This window comes from Rhodococcus sp. NPDC056516, from assembly GCF_042794655.1.
Taxonomy (GTDB): domain Bacteria; phylum Actinomycetota; class Actinomycetes; order Mycobacteriales; family Mycobacteriaceae; genus Rhodococcus_F.
Window position 1 is genome coordinate 604203 of the sequence record NZ_JBHTTG010000001.1, and the last position, 18094, is coordinate 622296.

General features: G+C 59.6%; 16 protein-coding genes. 9 read left to right on the forward strand and 7 right to left on the reverse strand.

All coding sequences use genetic code 11. The features are described 5' to 3' along the window. Positions 1 to 91: 91 nt before the first annotated feature. The 4 genes from ACFQ6Y_RS02910 to ACFQ6Y_RS02925 are packed head-to-tail and all read left to right on the forward strand — an operon-like array spanning position 92 to position 4560. Entirely contained in the window at positions 92 to 1660 is a 1569-nt protein-coding gene (locus ACFQ6Y_RS02910) for a GMC family oxidoreductase (protein ID WP_378628762.1), read from the forward strand. 41 nt (positions 1661 to 1701) lie between these two features. After that, on the forward strand, positions 1702 to 3501 hold the full coding sequence (locus ACFQ6Y_RS02915) for a thiamine pyrophosphate-binding protein (protein WP_070796055.1): 1800 nt from the start codon (positions 1702 to 1704) through the stop codon (positions 3499 to 3501). A 31-nt stretch (positions 3502 to 3532) separates the two neighbouring features. Beyond that, on the forward strand, positions 3533 to 4369 hold the full coding sequence (locus ACFQ6Y_RS02920) for a sugar phosphate isomerase/epimerase (protein WP_070795628.1): 837 nt from the start codon (positions 3533 to 3535) through the stop codon (positions 4367 to 4369). Positions 4370 to 4419: 50 nt separating this feature from the next. Further along, positions 4420 to 4560, forward strand: a complete 141-nt coding sequence (locus ACFQ6Y_RS02925) for a hypothetical protein (protein ID WP_378628767.1) — start codon at positions 4420 to 4422, stop codon at positions 4558 to 4560. Between the two features lie 258 nt (positions 4561 to 4818). On the opposite strand, the gene ACFQ6Y_RS02930 is transcribed toward ACFQ6Y_RS02925, so the two are convergent. The 3 genes from ACFQ6Y_RS02930 to ACFQ6Y_RS02940 are packed head-to-tail and all read right to left on the reverse strand — an operon-like array spanning position 4819 to position 7727. After that, complete coding sequence (locus ACFQ6Y_RS02930; RefSeq protein WP_378628770.1) at positions 4819 to 5598, reverse strand: ATP-binding cassette domain-containing protein; 780 nt, start codon at positions 5596 to 5598, stop codon at positions 4819 to 4821. A gap of 32 nt (positions 5599 to 5630) precedes the next feature. Then, entirely contained in the window at positions 5631 to 6599 is a 969-nt protein-coding gene (locus ACFQ6Y_RS02935) for a sugar ABC transporter substrate-binding protein (RefSeq protein WP_080909898.1), read from the reverse strand. A gap of 48 nt (positions 6600 to 6647) precedes the next feature. After that, on the reverse strand, positions 6648 to 7727 hold the full coding sequence (locus ACFQ6Y_RS02940) for an ABC transporter permease (protein ID WP_378628774.1): 1080 nt from the start codon (positions 7725 to 7727) through the stop codon (positions 6648 to 6650). Positions 7728 to 8073: 346 nt separating this feature from the next. Between ACFQ6Y_RS02940 and ACFQ6Y_RS02945 the strand changes: the two genes are divergently transcribed. Together ACFQ6Y_RS02945 and ACFQ6Y_RS02950 are read left to right on the forward strand one after the other, a co-directional pair. Beyond that, positions 8074 to 9615 (forward strand): PucR family transcriptional regulator, encoded by a 1542-nt coding sequence (locus tag ACFQ6Y_RS02945; protein WP_019745463.1) that lies wholly within the window; start codon positions 8074 to 8076, stop codon positions 9613 to 9615. A gap of 957 nt (positions 9616 to 10572) precedes the next feature. Further along, the gene (locus tag ACFQ6Y_RS02950) at positions 10573 to 11619 is read left to right on the forward strand and encodes a LacI family DNA-binding transcriptional regulator (protein WP_378629785.1); all 1047 of its coding nucleotides are present in this window, start codon (positions 10573 to 10575) and stop codon (positions 11617 to 11619) included. A 29-nt stretch (positions 11620 to 11648) separates the two neighbouring features. Here the strand turns inward: ACFQ6Y_RS02950 and ACFQ6Y_RS02955 are convergent, their stop codons facing one another. Both ACFQ6Y_RS02955 and ACFQ6Y_RS02960 read right to left on the reverse strand, forming a co-directional pair. Next, positions 11649 to 12812 carry an iron-containing alcohol dehydrogenase gene (locus ACFQ6Y_RS02955; protein WP_378628781.1) on the reverse strand — a complete coding sequence of 388 codons (1164 nt, stop codon included), beginning with the start codon at positions 12810 to 12812 and terminating at the stop codon, positions 11649 to 11651. 63 nt (positions 12813 to 12875) lie between these two features. Beyond that, positions 12876 to 14366, reverse strand: coding sequence for a CoA-acylating methylmalonate-semialdehyde dehydrogenase (locus ACFQ6Y_RS02960; protein ID WP_378628784.1), 1491 nt, complete (start codon positions 14364 to 14366; stop codon positions 12876 to 12878). Positions 14367 to 14480: 114 nt separating this feature from the next. Between ACFQ6Y_RS02960 and ACFQ6Y_RS02965 the strand changes: the two genes are divergently transcribed. From ACFQ6Y_RS02965 to ACFQ6Y_RS02975, 3 genes are all read left to right on the forward strand, one after another. Then, positions 14481 to 15374, forward strand: coding sequence for a LysR family transcriptional regulator (locus ACFQ6Y_RS02965; protein ID WP_378628788.1), 894 nt, complete (start codon positions 14481 to 14483; stop codon positions 15372 to 15374). Between the two features lie 115 nt (positions 15375 to 15489). Then, positions 15490 to 16248 carry a DeoR/GlpR family DNA-binding transcription regulator gene (locus ACFQ6Y_RS02970; protein WP_378628791.1) on the forward strand — a complete coding sequence of 253 codons (759 nt, stop codon included), beginning with the start codon at positions 15490 to 15492 and terminating at the stop codon, positions 16246 to 16248. Then, positions 16241 to 16516 carry a hypothetical protein gene (locus tag ACFQ6Y_RS02975; RefSeq protein WP_378628794.1) on the forward strand — a complete coding sequence of 92 codons (276 nt, stop codon included), beginning with the start codon at positions 16241 to 16243 and terminating at the stop codon, positions 16514 to 16516. The genes ACFQ6Y_RS02970 and ACFQ6Y_RS02975 overlap by 8 nt, the downstream gene beginning before the upstream one ends. 87 nt (positions 16517 to 16603) lie before the next feature. Here ACFQ6Y_RS02975 and ACFQ6Y_RS02980 read toward each other — a convergent pair whose 3' ends face one another. Beyond that, a complete protein-coding gene (locus ACFQ6Y_RS02980; RefSeq protein WP_378628797.1) occupies positions 16604 to 17179 on the reverse strand; it encodes an HAD-IA family hydrolase in 576 nt (191 codons plus the stop codon). A gap of 299 nt (positions 17180 to 17478) precedes the next feature. Then, positions 17479 to 18057, reverse strand: a complete 579-nt coding sequence (locus ACFQ6Y_RS02985) for a TetR/AcrR family transcriptional regulator (protein WP_378628801.1) — start codon at positions 18055 to 18057, stop codon at positions 17479 to 17481. Positions 18058 to 18094: the final 37 nt, after the last annotated feature.

Consider the following 18094-nt stretch of genomic DNA (forward strand, 5'->3'; position numbering starts at 1 on the left):
GACAGGATTGACAGAAGCTGAGTCGGCACGGTTCAAGGACGTACCGCGCCACGCCAGCCAGGAGACGGAAACCATGTTCGAAAAGATACGAATGGACAGTCATCCCCCCAGTAAGAGCAGCTACGACGTCATCGTCGTGGGAAGTGGAATGGGGGGTGGAACGATGGCATACGCTCTCAAGGATTCCGGCCTCGATGTGCTCTTGATCGAGAGGGGAGACTTCCTTCCGCAGGAACGTCAGAATTGGGACCCCCGAGAGGTGTTCGAGAAAAATCGGTACAAGAACGCCGAAAAATGGGTCGACACCGAAGGGCAGGAGTTCGCCCCCGGCACCTACTATTACGTCGGCGGAAACACCAAATTCTACGGTGGCTCGCTGGTCAGGTTCAGGAGAGAGGACTTTCAGTCTTCACGGCATCACGACGGTGAATCGCCGGCATGGCCGTTCTCGTACGACGATCTCGAACCCTACTACGCACGCGCCGAGCAGGTGTACAAGGTTCACGGCGACCACACCGACGACCCGACGTTGCCGCGTGACGAACCGTTTCCGTACCCTCCCGTAGGGCACGAGCCAGCGATACAGCAGGTCGCCGACGACATGCGTAAGGCGGGTTTCACCCCCTCCAATCTCCCCCTCGGAGTCGACCTACGGCAGGGTGGGTCATGCATTCGATGCAAGACGTGCGACGGGTTCCCTTGCCGTACCTTGGCGAAATCGGATGCCGACGTCTGTTGCGTGCGACCCGCGCTCGATTCGGGCAACGTCGAAATCGTCACGAACGGGTACGTGGAGAAGGTGCTGACCGACGATTCCGGATTTCGAGCATCAGGCGTCGAAGTGACCCATCGCGGCGTCATCTCCACAGTACGTGCGGATACGGTCGTAATCTCCTGTGGTGCGGTCAATTCTGCAGCGCTGCTGCTACGTTCGGCCACGTCTGTCCATCCTGACGGGCTCGCAAATTCCTCCGGAATGGTCGGTCGTAACTACATGGTGCACATGAACTCGATCATGGTGGCCATCGACCCACTCAAGAAGAACAAGTCCGAGTTTCAAAAGACGTTGTACTTCAACGACTTCTACCTGCGTGGCACTGACGATCATCCGTATCCGCTGGGCCACGTGCAACTGATCGGGAAACTCCAGGCGGAGATGATCAAGGGGCAACGGCCCCACATCCCCAAATGGGCGTTGAGCCTTGCCACGAACCGTAGTACCGATTGGTGGCTGTTCACGGAGGATCTGCCCAATCCTGAAAATCGTGTCACGCTGACTCCCGGAGGGCGTATCCAGATCGCGTGGGAACCGAATAACGTTCGGGCACACGAGGTTCTGGTTCGCGAGACGCGAAAAATGCTTCGCAAGATCGGATTTCCGGTGGTCATCAGTGAAGGAACCGGGATAGAGGTCAACTCGCATCAGGCCGGAACCGTTCGGCTCGGTACCGACCCGGCTACATCGGTCCTCGATCCGAGTTGCCAGGCACACGATGTCGCCAACCTGTATGTCGTCGACTCCTCCTTCTTTCCGTCGCTCCCGGTGATGAATCCGGCGCTGTCGATCGCGGCGAACGCGTTGCGTGTTGCAGACTCGATCATCGCTCGAAGCGGCGACTCCACGGCGGGTGCATCGCACGGCTCGTCGATCTCTGCATAAATTGCTCACCCCCAATTCTTTTCGATTCGAAAGTGAAGAACATGACTGTGCAAAAGCTCACCGGTGGCCAGATGGTGGTCGACATACTGATCCGTGAAGGAGTTGAAAAGGTATTCGCTATTCCGGGACACGGCAATACGGCGTTGCTTGATGCGTTCGTCGACCGGGCCGACGAAATCGAGTTGGTTCCCGCCATCCACGAGCAGGGCGCCGCACACATGGCCGACGGTTACTACCGCGCATCGGGCAAGATCGCGGCCGTCTGTACTTCCATCGGACCGGGAGCGACGAACACCGTAACCGGAATCGCGACTGCGTTCGCGGACTCGCAGCCGATGATTCTGATCACCGGCGCCGTTCACACGTATATGGAGAACCGCGGCGTCCTCCAAGAGATCGATCGGCCGCACGGGAACAATTTCCCACGGATGGTCGAGCCGGTCGTCAAGCGCTGGTGGCAGCCCGGACGACTGGAGCAGCTACCTTCCGCGATGGCTCAGGCGTTCAACACGATGCTCGAAGGTCGCAGAGGGCCTGTCCTGGTGGATATCCCGCAGGACCTGCAAGCTGAGTACGGCGACTATGTTCCAGAGTTGTACTCGCGCCGAGCTCAGACCCGGGCGACTGGTGATCCCGTCGCCATTGCCGAGGCAGCCAAGCTACTGGCGGGTGCTAAGCGTCCCGTGATCCTCGCTGGCGGAGGCGTCATCGCAGCCGAGGCCGGCGCGGAACTCCTCACACTGGCGGAACGTCTCGGCGCTCCCGTGACACACTCCTTCCAGGGCAAAGGCGCATTCCCTGCAGACCACGATCTGTACGCGTGGCCGTGCGGCGACATGGGATCGATTCCTGGTAACGGAGTCACCAAGACCGCCGACGTCATTCTTGCAGTGGGTTGCCGGTTCAGCGATCGCATCACGTCCTCGTACCGCCCGGGAGTCACATTCGACATCCCTAACACGAAACTCGTTCATATAGACATCGACGGATTCGAGATCGGCCGCAACTACCCGGTCGAGGTCGGGATCGTCGGCGACGCCAAGACCTCGCTCGCGTCTCTGATCGACGAACTCGGCGCACCGGCAGCGGATTACGACTTCCGAGCAACCGACTACTACGCCGAACTTCAGGACTTGAAGGCGCAGTGGGACGAGCACCTGCGCCCTATGCGTGAGACCGACTACTTGCCAATGACCAACTCGCGGGCAATGGTCGAGATCCGAAAGGTTCTTCCGCGTAACGGAATTCTGGTCACCGATTCCAGCAACCCTGCAAACCAGGCGTTCAACGAATTCCCGATCTACGAGCCGAAGAGCAACATCGTTGCCGGCGGATTCTCCGGAATCGGATTCGGTGTACCTGCCGCGATCGGCGCCGCGATCGGCGCACCGGACAAGCCGGTTCTCGCGCTCGTCGGCGATGGCGCGTTCCTACAGACCGGCACGGAGATCGCAGCTGCCGCCATGAGCGGCGTCAATGTCGTCTTCGTCGTTCTGAACAACGGTGGCTGGGAAGCAATCAAGGACCTTCAGATCAATCTCTTCGGCGCGGAACGGGAAATCATCTCAGGGTGGAAGTTGCCGGATGGATCCCCGTACTTCGCCGATATCACTGCGTTCGCCCAGTCCCTCGGATGCAAGTCCGAGCGTGTCGAGGATCCGGCAAAGCTCGGCGCCGCTGTTCAGCGCGCATTCGAGACCGAGGGCCCCGTAGTCATCGAGGCGATCAGTGCTCGCGAGCTGCCCTGGACCGAGATGCATGCAATGGGTTGGTGGGATATCACCGTACCGGCCTACCACGGCGAAGTTCGAGACGACTACGTGAACCAGCGCGGCTTCTGACCCACCCCTCACCGGAAAGTAGTTGTAAGTCATGGGCAACATCAAACTCGGACTTAATCTGGAGTTCGCGCGATACGAGAACGGCTCTTTCGATTGGGCCATGGACCAAGCTGCTGAGATCGGCTACAAGTACGTCGAGCCGATGGTGCACTGGGGTCGTGAACTGCTCAGTGCAGCAGGATATTTCCACAGTCGTTCCATGCTCGACGATCCGTTGATCCTACGGAATGCGGCCGAAGATCGCGGTCTCAGCATCTCGTCGCTGTCGAGCCACGCGCCACTCGCCAAGCCGGAGGTGGCAGTGGAGTACTTCCGCCAGGCCATCCGCTACGCCGCGGAGGCAGGTTCCCCGATGATCATGGTCGACGATGGACCCACCCCGTCTTGGACCACGGAGGAAGAGAACTACACGCTCATGCGGTACACCCTGAAGGAGGCAGCGCTCGTCGCGGAACCCCGGGGTATCAAGATCGCAATCGAGACCCACGGGCCGTACACCGCGACTCCGGAGCGCCTCGACAAGATCATGAATTTGGTCGACAGTCCTGCCCTGACGATCAACCTCGATACCGGAAACAGCTACCTGAGTGAGAACGATCCGCACGAGTGGCTCGAAGCCATCATCGGTCAGGTCACGCACCTGCACGCCAAGGACATCGCGTTAGACGACGCGAAACGTCTACGCGGAAAAGTGCGAGGCATGCTGGGATGCGCATGCGGTGAAGGCGTCATCGACTGGAAGCGCATCGTCGACACACTCGCCGCGGCCGACCACGACGTCGTCCTGTCGGTGGAGTGCGGCACGCTCGACGCCGCGAAGAAGAGCTACACCCACCTCAGCGCATTGATCGAAGCAGTCGGTCAGTAGCCGTGTCCGGTTTGGAGACGCATCCGGGAAGCATGAATACAGTCGTGATCATGAACCCGTCCGTGATGAAGCAGAGGATTCCGAACGGTGAAGTGCCGTCCGTCGAGGAGTTCGTGACAGCCCCGCCTGCCTTACGCGCACTGCCGATCCCGCGGATCGAAGCCGTCGACGGCCGAATACAGATCAACTAACCGAACACCGAAAAGTGCTCGGGCCCAACCTCATCAGGTTGGGCCCGAGCACTTTTCGTCTCGGCGGCTGTAGTTCTGCCTCGTCTGGGGCGGTGGGGGCCAGATGGGTGATGGAAAGGGTCTCGGATGTCCGACGACGACGACGACGACGGTGACGGTGAGACAGTGAGTCTCGGATCCGCGACACGAACAGGCCCGTCGACAGTCGTGGTGACTTCAGACGGGCCTGTAAGTCGATCTGCTTGCAGCTACAGCTGCTTACGTGACGGCTTCTGCTGGTCGGGCGCCGGTGATCATCGAGACGATCTCGTCGGCGGTGGTTTTCTTGGTGTTTCGGCACCCGACGACCTGGCCTCGCCGGAAAACGTACACCCGGTCGGTCAGTTCCAGCACCTGTTGCATGTTGTGGCTGACGATGATGACCGCGACTCCGCGTTGTTTGAGGCGTTTGATGATGTCGTGGACGTGGGCGGTCTCCTGCAGGCCCAATGCCGCTGTGGGTTCGTCCATGATGATGAGCTTCGAGCCCCAACCGGATGCGCGGGCGATGGCGATACCCTGGCGCTGGCCACCGGAGAGACCCCGAACGGTCCGGTGTACCTCGGGTACGTTCACTCCGATCTCCGTGAGCAATTCGGTTGCACGCTTGGCCATCTTGCGTCTGTTGAGCACGCTCAAGCCACCCAGGTTGATCAGCTTTTCTTCACGCCCGAGGAACAGGTTGGTCAGGACGTCGAGGTCGTCTGCGAGTGAAAGATCCTGATAGACGGTTTCGATCCCGGCTTCGCGTGCATCGATTGGGCTTTGGAACTCACAGTCCGCACCGTCGAATCGGATGGTGCCATCACTCGACGGCTGTGCGCCGGAAAGGATCTTGACGAAGGTGGACTTGCCTGCGCCGTTGTCGCCCATGATGGCGATGTGCTCACCGTGTCCGACGCTGATGGAGGCGCCTTGCAAAGCTTTGACGCCGCCGTAGAACTTGGAGAGGTTCGTAGTCTGGAGAAGAGGCTCGGTGGTGTTGGTGATAGTACTCATTGACGTGGTTCCGATCTGGGGGTCGTCTCGAATCAGTACGCTGCGGGAGAGTCGGCGACATTGGCGGATGTTACGGGCGGGATCGGGACGAAGATCTTGGGTTGCACCGTGCCACCGTCCAGCAGGGTCAGCATGGCGGCGACAGCTTCTCGCGCCATCTCCTTGGGGTCGCCGTTGATGGTTCCGTACGTGTCTCCCGCGAGGATGCTCTCGCGCATCTCTTCCGGATAGTCGTTGCCGACGAAGACGATTTCGCTTCGGCCCATCGACTTGGCCAGGCGGGCGCCCGCAGCCAATTCGGGTCCTTGCGCGACGACGGCGTTGATCTGCCCTGCCGGATACTTCGCGAGCCAGTCCTGGGTCAGGCTGATGGTCTTGTCGTTCGCCCAGTTGTTCGGCTGCTCTTCGACGAGCTTGACGTCGGGGAAGTTCTCCTGCAGTTCGGCACGGAACCCTTCCGACCGACCGATCTGCGGCCCACTGCCGAGGATGCCGGTCATCAAGGCGACGTTGCCCCGATTGCCAATTGCTCCTGCGACCATCTTCGCCTGCTCGCGTCCGACCTGAACGTCGTCGGTCCCTACGAACGAGGAGACCGGGGCGTCTTCGGACAGCGCCAGGGAGAATGCGATGACCGGGATTCCTGCTGCTTCGGCTCGTTTGATTGACGGAGTCATGCTGTCCTGGTCGCTGGGGGCGAGGAGAATCGCGTCGACCTTCTGCGTGACCAGCTGGTCCATTCCGCTACTCATCTGAGCGATGTCGTTGTGCCCGTTGACAACACTGAGCTTGTATCCCGCAGCTTCAGCTTCTTCTTGCACAGTCGAGATGGCTACGTTCATCCACGGGTCGACGCCGACGTCGTACACCACGAAGCCCAGCGTCTTGTTCGCACCCGAGGAAGGTGCGGTTCCGCAGGCCGTGAGTGCGACGGCGACGAACGCGGCCAGGCAAAGGGCAAATGCGGTTTTGATCGTTCGGGAAGTTCTTCTTACGGTCATATGTTGTCACTCCTGGAATGTGGTTGGCTGCGAGTGGAATCGGACGTATCAGCGTTTGCGGGCGCTGCGGAACGCTTCGAAGCCGACTGCGAGCAGAACGGCCGTACCTGTCAGCGCCGGCTGCCAGTAAGCGGACACGCTGTTCAGGTTCAGTGCGTTTGTGAGGACGGTGAGCGACAGGATGCCGATCACCGCGGAGCTGATGCCGCCGACTCCGCCAGTGAGTGGTGTGCCGCCGATGATGACGGCGGCGATGGCGAGAAGGGCCCACTGTGTACCTGTTGCCGGGCTCCCGATTCCCGAAATCGAGACAAGGAGAATTCCCGCGATGGCAGCGCACAGCCCGCCGATGGCATAGACGGCAATCAGAACCCGATCGACATGGATTCCGGCGCGACGCGAGCCTTCCTTGTTGCTCCCGACGGCGTAGATGTGTTGGCCAAAGAGCGTGCATCGTAAGACGAACAACAAAATCAGGATGACCACGACGAAGGTGAGACTGGCAAAGGAGATTCCGGCGATGTTCTTCAAGCCCAGATCGGTCCATCCGGAAGGAAGAGGAGCGATCGGGGTGGCGCCGGTTGCGGCGTACAGCAGTCCGGTGACGACGGCTTGTGTACCGAATGTGGCCACGAATGGGTTGATGCCGATCTTGGCTACGAGGATGCCGTTCACGAAGCCGGCGAGTAGACCGGCGACCAATCCGACGAGAATTCCGATGGCTATACCGTGCTGGAGACTGACGTACGCTGCCGCGCATCCGGCTGCCGCTGCCACGATTCCGACCGAGAGATCGAAGCCACCTGAGATAATCATCAGCTGCATACCGCCGGCAATGATTCCGACCATCGCCGCCTGTTGCAGCACGTTCAGCAGGTTGTCCGACTGCCGAAAGATCGGGTTGGCGATGCACAGAATCACCACCGATGCGGCCAGTACAGTCAGCATCACCCGCTGAACGACCTGCGACGGTGTGCTTGGCAGAATGCGTTTGAGCAGAACCGGTAGCCATTCCTGCGAGGATGCGTGGGGCGGCTGGGGTGCCGCGGAACGAGTGGAACGGCCGACGTCATCGACAGAGATTCGCGCGCTTGGCGGCCGTTTCTGCTGGTCTTCGGTCAGGGGCATTGAGGACTCCTCGAAAGGGTGTTTCGGTGTTCGGTCGAAAGAGCGAAATCAGGTCACCCGGTCGCACGGCGTTGTGCGTGTCGAGATTCGGATCGGTGCCCTGCAGTTCGCGTTCGGTTCGAGAATCGGTAGCGATTACTCGGACGGTGGGCCGGCAGTACAGGGGCGCTGAAACAAATCTTCGGACAGGTAGGAAGCGGGTTCGGCATGTGTCTCAACTCTGTTTGGCGACCCCCGGCGAAGCCCTGGGGTTGTAGAAATACTGTCCTGTGACTGCATTCACAGCTAGACGCAAGCCGGGAAAGATGTCTCGGCTGGACGACACGTTTTGTGTAGTGTCTTTGACATGTCTTTCACGGTTGCGGACGCTCTGGAACTCTCACTGATCCGCGCGGCCGGTCCTCACGTACTCACCAACGGAACGGATCTGGATCAACGCGAAGTCCGATGGGTTCACTCGTCCGAGATCCCCGATATCGCACGATTTCTCAGCGGCGGCGAATTGTTGCTGACGGCGGGCCTCGGTATAGGGGAAACAGAAGCCGAGCAGCGTGCTTACGTGAAGGCGGTTTCTCGAGCGGGTGCGGCAGCTCTGGTGATCGAAGAATCCGGTCGCATGTTCGATCGAGTTCCTGAAGCTGTTGTACAGGAAGCCCAACAAATGCTGCTTCCGGTGATCGCGTTGACCCACGAAGTGTCGTTCGCCGGAGTCTCCGCCCAGGTGCACGAAATTCTGACCGAAATGCGACTTCGGAGCCTGACTCGTGAGCGTGAGGTCGAAGCAACATTCTCGGGATTGCTGCTCGACGGCGCAGACCATCTCGGAATAGTGGAGACTCTGGCGGCGCTCACCGACAGCACGGTGGTTCTGGAAAACATCGCGCACCGGGTGACGGTCTATTTTTCAGTGGACGGTGTCGAATTCGATGACGACGAGTGGAATCGTCACGCCAGAGTATCGCACGACAATGAAACTGATTGTGTCCGAAGGCCCGTCGTCATGCGAGGTCAACCGTGGGGGTGGATCCACGTGCTCCAGGGACAATCACCGACCGCGCCGTTCTCGGCTGAATTCGCGGCGGAGCGGGCAGCAGCAGCGATCGCGATCTCGCTTCTCACCGATCGTAGCCGCGAGGCGCGTGACGATCAGCGCAGTACCGCTTTGATGACACACTTGCTGCTGGGAGAAATTTCCGGCGATGAGTTCGTGAAGCAGGCCAGTCGTCTGGGGTATCGGCTCGGATCTGGCCTGATGCGAGTGTTCGTGGCCAACAAGAATACTCGTGACGATTCTGGTGGAATCCGGCCCAAGCGCAGGAGCAGTCCCAATGCGATCAGTGCCGACATGGGTGATTACATCGTCACGGTGGCGCCGGAAGTGAGTGGCCGTCCGCCGGAGATCGAGGATCTTGTCGGTTTCGTCGGAGCGGGTGTCGGTGTGAGCCGCGCTATTTCACGTGACATGGTTGCTGTCGCGCTCACTCAAGCGCGCAGTGCTGCGGCGGTCGCCCGAGCTTCTGGTGGTGTCCTTCACTTCGACGAACTGGGGGTCGAGCGGATTTTGGTGACCCTGGCGCAGGGCCCGGAACTGGCGAGCTTCGTCGAAGACGAATTGGGTCCGTTGTTGACGAAGGATGCGCACTCGGCCAGTCCGCTGCTGCCGACACTGCGTGCGTTTCTCAGCGTCGACGGGCGCAAGACTGAAGCGGCGGACAAACTCTACGTGCAGCGCAGAACTCTGTACAACAGGTTGGAGCGGATCTCCACGATTCTCGGAAAATCCCTTGATGCCCCGGAAACACGGCAGCGCTTGCTGTTGGCAGTCAAAGGCCTTGAGCTGCTGGAGGGTTCGGCGATCAGTTCGTCGCGACGTTCCGGAAGGAACTAGCGCTCCGACTTCGATGAGGGGGACGGCGGTTCCTGCCGTGGCTAAACCTAAACTGATCGCCCTGCGAGCTCCGCGCGCGGCAATGAGACGGCCTGTTGCCAGCAATCCGCACAGGGAACCACCGGGCAGTCCCAAGATGACGAAACCGAATCCGCTGGTGGTGAGCTCGAGTGCATTCTTGACGTCGGGTGTCACTGTCACCCAAGAGGGTTGGCGAGCTCCGAGAATTGCGAAGATGACAAGCAGTGCCCATTTCGTGCGGCCGAGCACGAAGGGCAACTTCGGGTAGAGCATTTCGTTGATTCTCTTCGTGGAAGAGTTAAGTGAATCGTATCACCCGGTGATACGATTCACTCGTGTCTGTGGTGGTGAAACAAGGTGAAGGTTGAGATGTGGCGCGACAGGCGGAAGTATCGCAAACCACGGTGTCGCGCCTACCGTCTCCCGAAGTGTTCGGTCGGGGTAATCGCCGCTGCCGACAGTACCTCTCACGGACGTCATCGTTCGTACATTCGCGGGACCTTCAGTGCAGAAACATCTTTGAAACTATCGAGGCAACGGCAGGAGTGGGGCGACGACCATGGCTAGTCACCGTATGGAGGAAGAAGTGGGGTACGTCTGTGTCACGTGTCGCCATATCGGTTCGTCGTTGCCTATGCCCAAGCCGTCTGTGCCGCTGGCCGTGCGAGCTCGATGCAACCTCTGTGGCGAGATCGACACGGCGATGTCGGGGCGGAAAGACGATGTGCCATACCGTGTCGAGCTCTTCGGGGGCTTTCGTAGAGCTTGGACGCATGCAGTCCGGTGTGGGCGAATGTGTGAACACCATCTACTGTGACGACAGGTCAACAGGAGCCAACACTCGGTTGAAACGAGACCACGATAGAATTCGTGAGATCGTCAAGGGTTACGGCGGATGATTCGTCCGGAGCAAGGGGAGTCGCTTCAGTGGTTACGATGAAGGACGTGGCGCGGGCAGCAGGCGTCTCCCAAGCCGCTGTCTCATACGCGTTCAGTAACTCTCCGAAAGTTTCTGCATCGCAGCGCGATCACATCTACGCAGTCGCTCAGTCTCTGTCCTACGCCGGGCCGAACATCGTCGGCAGTAGCCTGCGCTCCGGCCGAGTTGGAGCGGTAGGGATCATGGTGATGGAGTCGTTGGGGCACGCACTGGAAGACCCGTCGACCATGCTGTTGATGAAGGGGGTAGTCGAAGTCAACGAACTCGCCGACGTTGCCCTCACTTTGTTGCCGTTGGTCTCCAGTAGGGAAGAAGGATTCAATTCTCCCGCGGTCAGAGGTTTGGTCGACGGAGTAGTCCTGCACAATGTGACTCCTACCCACCCGATCATTGCGGCCCTGATTCACTCAGGAACGCCGGCAGTTGCGATCGATTCTCCCGCGGACTGCGGCTTGCCGTTCATCGGAATCGATGATCGCGCTGCGGGATTCAAGCAGATGACCCATCTCTTGGATCTCGGGCACCGAAGAATCGGTGTGGTCTGCGAACGTTTGAACATCGGTGGCACCGACGGGCCGATCTCCAAGGCAGTTGTCGAACACTCTTCCGAGCGGGTCCAGCGAGATCGGATCCTTGGGTACTTCGATGCTGCAACTGCACGGGGAGATGCCGGTATCTCGATTGAGGTTTACGAGGCTTCAGGTATCGATCGTGACAGCGGCGTCCGTGCTGTTCGCTCGATGGTCGAGAAACTGAATCCGACCGCAATAGCCACGACATCAGATGTCTTTGCCGTCGCTGCCTTGAGCGTGCTTCGTGGCATGAATATCTCAGTACCTGAGGTTGTTTCGGTTGTCGGATTCGACGATGCGCCCATCGCCGAACTCATGGATCTGACCACTGTGCGTCAACCGCTGGTGGAGAAGGGGCGCGCCGCAGCCTCCATGCTGCTCGACAATATCGACGGCGCCAAGCGGAGGCAGAAAATCTTCAAAACCAAGCTGATCGTCCGAAACTCGACAGGCCCGGTCAGCACAGTCTGAAGGAGACCATGCTGACCGGGCCGAAGTGGTCAGGATCGATAGACTTTCCGGTACAGTTCGGCGATTTCCTGTGCGCTGGGCACCACCGGGTTGTTCGACGGAGAACCCGACGCCAAGGCCTGTTCCGCCATCAGTGGAATGAGCTCCTCCCAGCGGGACTCGTCGATGCCGAATGTGCGCGGACTGGGTACCTCTACGTCGACGCACAAAGTATCGATGAAGTCGACCAGCTTGTGCGAGGCCGCCTCGTCTGAGTCGCCGCGATCGGCCGCGCCCAGCTGCCTGGCGCAATCGGCGTATCGATCACGCGCCCCGGGTATGGAGAACGCGGTGATCGCCGGAAGTAGCATTGCATTGGAAAGTCCATGCGCCACATGGAAATGTGCGCCGATCGGACGACTCATCCCGTGTACCAGGCACACGCTCGCATTGGAGAATGCCATACCCGCCTGAGTGGAAGCATGCATCATCTGTTCGCGCGCTTCTCGATCTGAGCCGTCACGGTACGCGCGCAAGAGGTACTCCCCGATTGTCTTCATCGCAGACAGTGCGAGCCCGTCCGAGATGGGGTTTGCCTTCTTACTGACGTAGGCCTCGATTGCGTGTGTGAGTGCGTCGACACCTGTGTCGGCCGTCAGTCTCGGCGGCATCGACATCGTGAGGTCGGAATCGACGATCGAGGCGATCGGAAGAAATGAAAGTCCAGGGCACAGCATCTTCTCGTCGGTGGCGACATCCGTGATGATCGTGAATTGTGTTGCTTCCGAGCCACTTCCTGCCGTCGTCGGGATGGCGATGATCGGAAGCGCCGGCCCCGCGTACACCCGAGGGGCTTTGAAATCGCGCATGACGCCGCCCTGCTTGAACAAGACGGCAAGTGCTTTTGCCGTGTCCATCGGGCTGCCACCGCCGAAGCCGATGATCGAGTCGGCATCGTGGGCGGTCAGAGCGTCGAGACCAGCCTGTAGAGAATCGGTAGTGGGGTCGGGAACCGTCTCGGAGAAGAGTGCGGCCTTCTTTCCTGCTGCTGCAACGATCTTCAGCAATCGATCGGCTGAACCATTGCTGACCATGAACGCGTCGGTGACGAGAAGCGGACGCTCGATGTTCAGATCCGTCAGCACCTCGCCGAGACTTTCGACGGATCCAGGACCAAGTTTTAAGAACCGGGGAAATGAAATGTTGGCAACCATGCCGATCCCTTCGAATATTGTGAATGTATTTCCCGGCCCGTCATATTCGGACGGGACAGGGACTCAGTTGTTTTCGGGGAAGCCGAGGTTGATGCCGCCGTGGCTGGGATCGAGCCAGCGGGTAGTGACGACCTTCCCCCGGGTGAAGAAGTGGACACCTTCGGTACCGTGAGCGTGAGTGTCGCCGAACAGGCTGTTCTTCCAACCGCCGAAGCTGTAGTAGGCCATGGGGACGGGAATGGGGACGTTGATCCCGAGCATACCGACCTCGATCTCGTTCTGGAAGCGACGTGCTGCGCCACCGTCATTGGTGAAGATCGCGGTGCCGTTCCCGAATGCACTCGAATTCACCAGGTCGAGTGCTTCGTCGTAGGAGTTCACCCGTACGACCGAGAGCACAGGGCCGAAGATTTCGTCTGTGTAGACGCTCATGTCGGTGGTGACGTGGTCGATCAGGGTCGGGCCGAGCCAGAATCCGCCCTCACCACCGTTCGCCTGCACGTGCCTGCCATCGACGACGATCACCGCGCCGGCGGCCTCACCGGCGTCGACGTAGGAGGCGACCTTGTCGCGATGGGCCTTGGTCACCAGAGGACCCATGTCTGAGTTCTTCGTGCCGTCACCGGTTTTCAGGGTGCGGGTCCGCTCGGCGATCTTGCCAACGAGTTCATCGGCGATGTCGCCGACGGCGACCAGTGCCGAGATCGCCATGCAGCGCTCTCCGGCCGAGCCGAATCCGGCGTTGACCATTGCGTCGGCGGCCAGATCGAGGTCTGCGTCAGGCAAGACGATCGCGTGGTTCTTCGCTCCTCCGAGAGCCTGGACGCGCTTTCCGTGGCTGGTGCCGGTGCTGTAGACGTACTGGGCGATGGGGGTTGAACCGACAAACGAAACGGCCTTGATCGCAGGGTTGGTCAGAAGTTCGTCGACAGCTGTCTTGTCGCCTTGCAGGACGTTGAACACGCCCGCCGGAAGTCCTGCCTCGGCCCAGAGCGCAGCGATCCACAGCGAAGCAGATGGAACTTTTTCGGACGGCTTGAGTACTACCGTGTTTCCGGTCGCGATCGCGATAGGGAAGAACCACATCGGGACCATCGCGGGGAAATTGAACGGCGAGACTATCGCGACCGGGCCGAGTGGTTGACGGATCGAGGTGACGTCGATGTTAGTCGAGGCATTCTCGGTCATACCGCCCTTGAGCAGGTGCGCGATGCCACAAGCGAATTCGACGACCTCCTGGCCTCTTGACACCTCACCGAGTGCGTCGGAGAGGACTTTGCCGTGCTCGGCGGTGATTATCTCTGCGAGTTCGTGCTTGCGGTCATTGAGCAGTTCGCGGAACGCGAAGAGGATTGCGGTGCGCTTGGCGAGCGAACTGTCGCGCCAATCGGGGAACGCAGCAGCCGCAGCGTCGATAACGGCGCGTGCGTCATGCACGCTGGCGAGCGCGACACTGCCGGTGACGGCGCCCGTCGCAGGGTTCGTGACCGGAGCGGAGTTTCCGCTCGAACCGGGGGCGATCTTGTTGTCGATCCAATGTGCGATGACAGTCATGACTATTCACTCCTGAGGCTGGGGTTGCTTCGAGTCTGTGCCGCAAAATTGCCGTCGTCAACAAGTAAGATCGCAGTACTCAATGCAAATTTGCAGCCTAGAACGGGAATGGCGATGTTCACTTCTGACAACCTGCGCTTTCTGCTGGAACTGTCACGCACGGGGCGTATTTCGGATACGTCGAAGCGGCTGGGGGTCGATCAGACCACTGTCTCCAGGAGAATCTCTAGGCTTGAAAAAGACATGGGAGCAAGGCTTTTCGATCGCGGCGTCTCGGGCTGGCAGCTGACCGAGGCGGGCAGGCGATTGGTTCCCTACGCGGAGAGTATCGAGTCGACGCTACTTTCTGCGCTCGGTGAGACGACCGCCTCGGCGTCGCCGAGCCTCAACGGGACGGTCCGGATCCTGACCCCAGACGGCTTCGGTGCCTTCGTATTGGTTCCGGGCCTGCGCTCTGTCCGTGCCCGGCACCCGGATTTGTACACCGAAGTGCTGACTTCGACTACCCACGATGTGTTGACCGGGCGTGACTTCGACGTCGCCGTCACATTGGAGCGGCCCTCTCCCCGGTCTGTGGTCGTCAGTAAGCTTGCGGACTACAACTTGCGGCTTTACGCCTCGCGTCGGTATTTGGAGACGCACGAGTCGATCTCGTCGGTGGACGACCTACGTCATCACACGCTCGTCTGGTATGTGGACGCGTTCTTGGATGTCGAACCTTTGCGTATCCTCGACCGGATACTGCCCACCGGGCGAGCGCAGATCCAGACCAATAACATCGCTGGTCACTACGAGGCGGTCAAGCACGGTGTGGGAATCGCGCCCTTGCCGACGTACATCGGCGCGACCGACGATGACCTCGTGCCGGTGCTGCGTGACGAGTTCGCAATTCGGAGGTCGTATTGGCTCGTTGTCCCGCGCGAGCTGATCAGATTGGCCCGCGTGCGGGCGATAAGCGATGCCTTGCGTGAGATTGTCGACGGTAACCCCGACCTCCATGCGCGGTGAATTGCGGGTTCCCCGTGTCTGCCCGGCAATGCGATGCCAGGAGTATGTCGAAGTGAACCTATGCAAATGATCATATTTTGCATTCGAATGATCAGAATCCATGTACTCTTTGTTTATGGTGATTGACGGTAGACAAGTCGAGATAGTGCGAGCGCTGAAGGGCTCCGAGTCTGTTTCGGTGGCAGATCTGGCACGCGATCTGAACACTTCAGAGGTGACAATCCGCCGAGACCTCGCTGAACTGGAAACGGCCGGGGTGCTCCGAAGGGTGCGCGGTGGTGCGGTCAGTGCGGTGTTGCGTGGTGATGAGCTTCCGTTCGTGCTGCGCGAGATGGAGGGTGTGGCGGAGAAGGCGCGAATTGCTTCCGCCGCAGTCAATTTGATTGCCGATGGCGAAGCAGTGTTGCTCGACAGCGGTACGACGGGGCTGGCGGCAGCACACGAGTTGTCGTCTCGCAATGTCACCGTGATGCCGTTGGCGGCACACGCGATTCCCGTTCTCATGGAGGCAGCGACGGTGAGATTGTTACTGCCTGGAGGAACAGTCCGTAGTGGGGAGACCTCCGTGGTGGGCCCAATGGTGGAGCAAAACCTCGCTACGCTGAGATTCGACACAGTCTTGCTGACCTGCTGCGGACTCAGCCGAACGAGCGGTGTTACTGCCTACGACATGCAGGATGCAGCGGTCAAACGTGCTGCTCTGACATCGTCTACGCGGGTGATCGCCGTGGCCGATTCGAGCAAATTTACTCGTACAGCACTTGCGGTCGTTTGTGCGCTCGATCGGATCGATGTGTTGGTCACCGATGTCGGGGCCCCTCAGGACGTGGTGGCAGAGTTGAGGGACGAGGGGATCCAGGTGCTCTGTGTCTGAGTATCAGACTGATCGAGGTTACGGTGTGGTGATCATGGGTCGCTTCAGTGAGCGTCTTCTGATTCTCCGCATTCGCGTAGTTTTGTGGCGTGCAGACAGGGAACGCAGGCGAACTCTGCTGCGTGAGTTCGGTGAGTTCGTCGACATTGGTGAGGGCGCGGATATCGACGCTGTGCTCGATCTCGAAGGCGCGAGGGTGTACACGGAGGAACGGGCCATTCTTGTCGGATTGCGTTTGGCGGCCTTGACGCGCTGTCAGAGCCGCTGACGACCTCCCGTGCAGATGGTCAGTCCTTCCGATTCATGGTGATCGGTGTCCGCAAGGCCCTGGTTGATGCCGCTCTGGGGGCGAGCCTCAATCGCGGTCGGCAAGATTTGCGAGGGTGGATTTGCCGACGTACAGGTGTGCCTGCATTCCGTATTGCTCTGCAGCAGAAATATTTTCGGGTCGATCATCGACGAAGATGATGTCTGCTGCGCGGCCGCCGATTGAGCTGTGTGCCTGTGAAAATATTTCCCGGTTGGGTTTGACCATCTTCAGTCTCGCGCTGAAGATGAGTTGATCGAAGTACCGGGCCAGTTCGGAACCTGCAATCGCTGAGGCCAATTCGTTTGGCGCGTTCGACAGTAGATGTAGTTTCGAGCCGCGGCGGTGCTGATTCTCGATCCATGCGACGCTGTCTCGATCGAAGTGCATCCATCCCGCGATATCGATCTCGACGAGGGTTCTCAATGTGTTCGGATCGATTGGAACTGATTGCGCTAGAACATTTTTCCAGTATTCATTCGCGGACTGGCCGGCGTCATACGCTGGTCGAAAAGCCCAGTAATTGGCCGTGAAGTCGATTCGATCCATCCCTGTGACGGCGATAAGTTCGTCGATGGAGTGCGGATCCTGGGGTTGAGAGATGACCTCGCCGTAGTCGATCAAATATGTGGGCATCGGAGACTCCTTCACGTTTTGCTCACAACTGTGCGATGTTCGTCGCGCGGGCGACGGAACAGGAGAGTTGTGGAACCGGGTTAATGCTGGTGCACCTGTCTGGCGCATCCCAATCGTACAGCAAGAATGACCATTCGGAGATATTTGATGATCAAACTATCGTGTGCGATCTTTCATTCCGATCGTTTTCGGGTCGAAGCAAACTCCGTGGCGCCCGTGTGAAGGATCTTGTTGTCGGGTGCTGACTCTGTCGAAGGGGTCGCCCAGAACGTGTGCAGCGCGGTGGATTACCCCAAGTTCTTCAGCAATTCGAGCGCCGCGTCCCGGCCGGCGCCGAAGGGGTCGGTGCCGATACCGATCCCGTCCGCGACGAGGGCACCTTCGTGAAGCAGCATGATCGCCTCGACGAGACGTTCGTCGGTTTGCCCGTCCGTCGCCAGAATGCGCCGAAAAAGGTCCAACATCTCCCGCTTCTGTTCGGCGACAACAGCGAAGACCTGATGAGAGCGATCACTGAACTCAGCGTGGGCGTTGATCATGCTGCACCCCTTGCCTCCGCTCGCCCCGGACCAGGAGGCGGAAGCATCGAACACCGCACTCAACTGTTCGGCGCGGCTCTCGCCGGCGGATGCGAGCTTCTTGTCGCGAAAGGCTCGCCACCGCCGATCTCGGTCCTTCAGGTACTCCACGACGAGACCGTCCTTCGAGCCGAACCGCTCGTACAGAGTTTTCTTCGTGACCCCGGCGTCCAGTGCGACGGTATCCACGCCTACGGCATGAATTCCCTTTTCGTAGAACAACTTCGATGCCGACTCCAGGATGCGACGCGCTTTAGGAGTCAATTCGGGTACGGATTCCTCTGCCATGGACAAAAGTATACCGATCTGTATAGTCGAACGTGTG

Excerpts from the sequence above, each read along its gene's own strand:
- ACFQ6Y_RS02960 (WP_378628784.1), bottom strand. The coding sequence starts at position 14,366 with ATGACTGTCATCGCACATTGGATCGACAACAAGATCGCCCCCGGTTCG.
- ACFQ6Y_RS02985 (WP_378628801.1), bottom strand. The coding sequence starts at position 18,057 with ATGGCAGAGGAATCCGTACCCGAATTGACTCCTAAAGCGCGTCGCATC.
- ACFQ6Y_RS02970 (WP_378628791.1), top strand. The coding sequence starts at position 15,490 with ATGGTGATTGACGGTAGACAAGTCGAGATAGTGCGAGCGCTGAAGGGC.
- ACFQ6Y_RS02965 (WP_378628788.1), top strand. The coding sequence starts at position 14,481 with ATGTTCACTTCTGACAACCTGCGCTTTCTGCTGGAACTGTCACGCACG.
- ACFQ6Y_RS02950 (WP_378629785.1), top strand. The coding sequence starts at position 10,573 with ATGAAGGACGTGGCGCGGGCAGCAGGCGTCTCCCAAGCCGCTGTCTCA.
- ACFQ6Y_RS02930 (WP_378628770.1), bottom strand. The coding sequence starts at position 5,598 with ATGAGTACTATCACCAACACCACCGAGCCTCTTCTCCAGACTACGAAC.
- ACFQ6Y_RS02945 (WP_019745463.1), top strand. The coding sequence starts at position 8,074 with ATGTCTTTCACGGTTGCGGACGCTCTGGAACTCTCACTGATCCGCGCG.
- ACFQ6Y_RS02915 (WP_070796055.1), top strand. The coding sequence starts at position 1,702 with ATGACTGTGCAAAAGCTCACCGGTGGCCAGATGGTGGTCGACATACTG.
- ACFQ6Y_RS02910 (WP_378628762.1), top strand. The coding sequence starts at position 92 with ATGGACAGTCATCCCCCCAGTAAGAGCAGCTACGACGTCATCGTCGTG.
- ACFQ6Y_RS02940 (WP_378628774.1), bottom strand. The coding sequence starts at position 7,727 with ATGCCCCTGACCGAAGACCAGCAGAAACGGCCGCCAAGCGCGCGAATC.
- ACFQ6Y_RS02925 (WP_378628767.1), top strand. The coding sequence starts at position 4,420 with ATGAACCCGTCCGTGATGAAGCAGAGGATTCCGAACGGTGAAGTGCCG.
- ACFQ6Y_RS02955 (WP_378628781.1), bottom strand. The coding sequence starts at position 12,812 with ATGGTTGCCAACATTTCATTTCCCCGGTTCTTAAAACTTGGTCCTGGA.
- ACFQ6Y_RS02935 (WP_080909898.1), bottom strand. The coding sequence starts at position 6,599 with ATGACCGTAAGAAGAACTTCCCGAACGATCAAAACCGCATTTGCCCTT.
- ACFQ6Y_RS02920 (WP_070795628.1), top strand. The coding sequence starts at position 3,533 with ATGGGCAACATCAAACTCGGACTTAATCTGGAGTTCGCGCGATACGAG.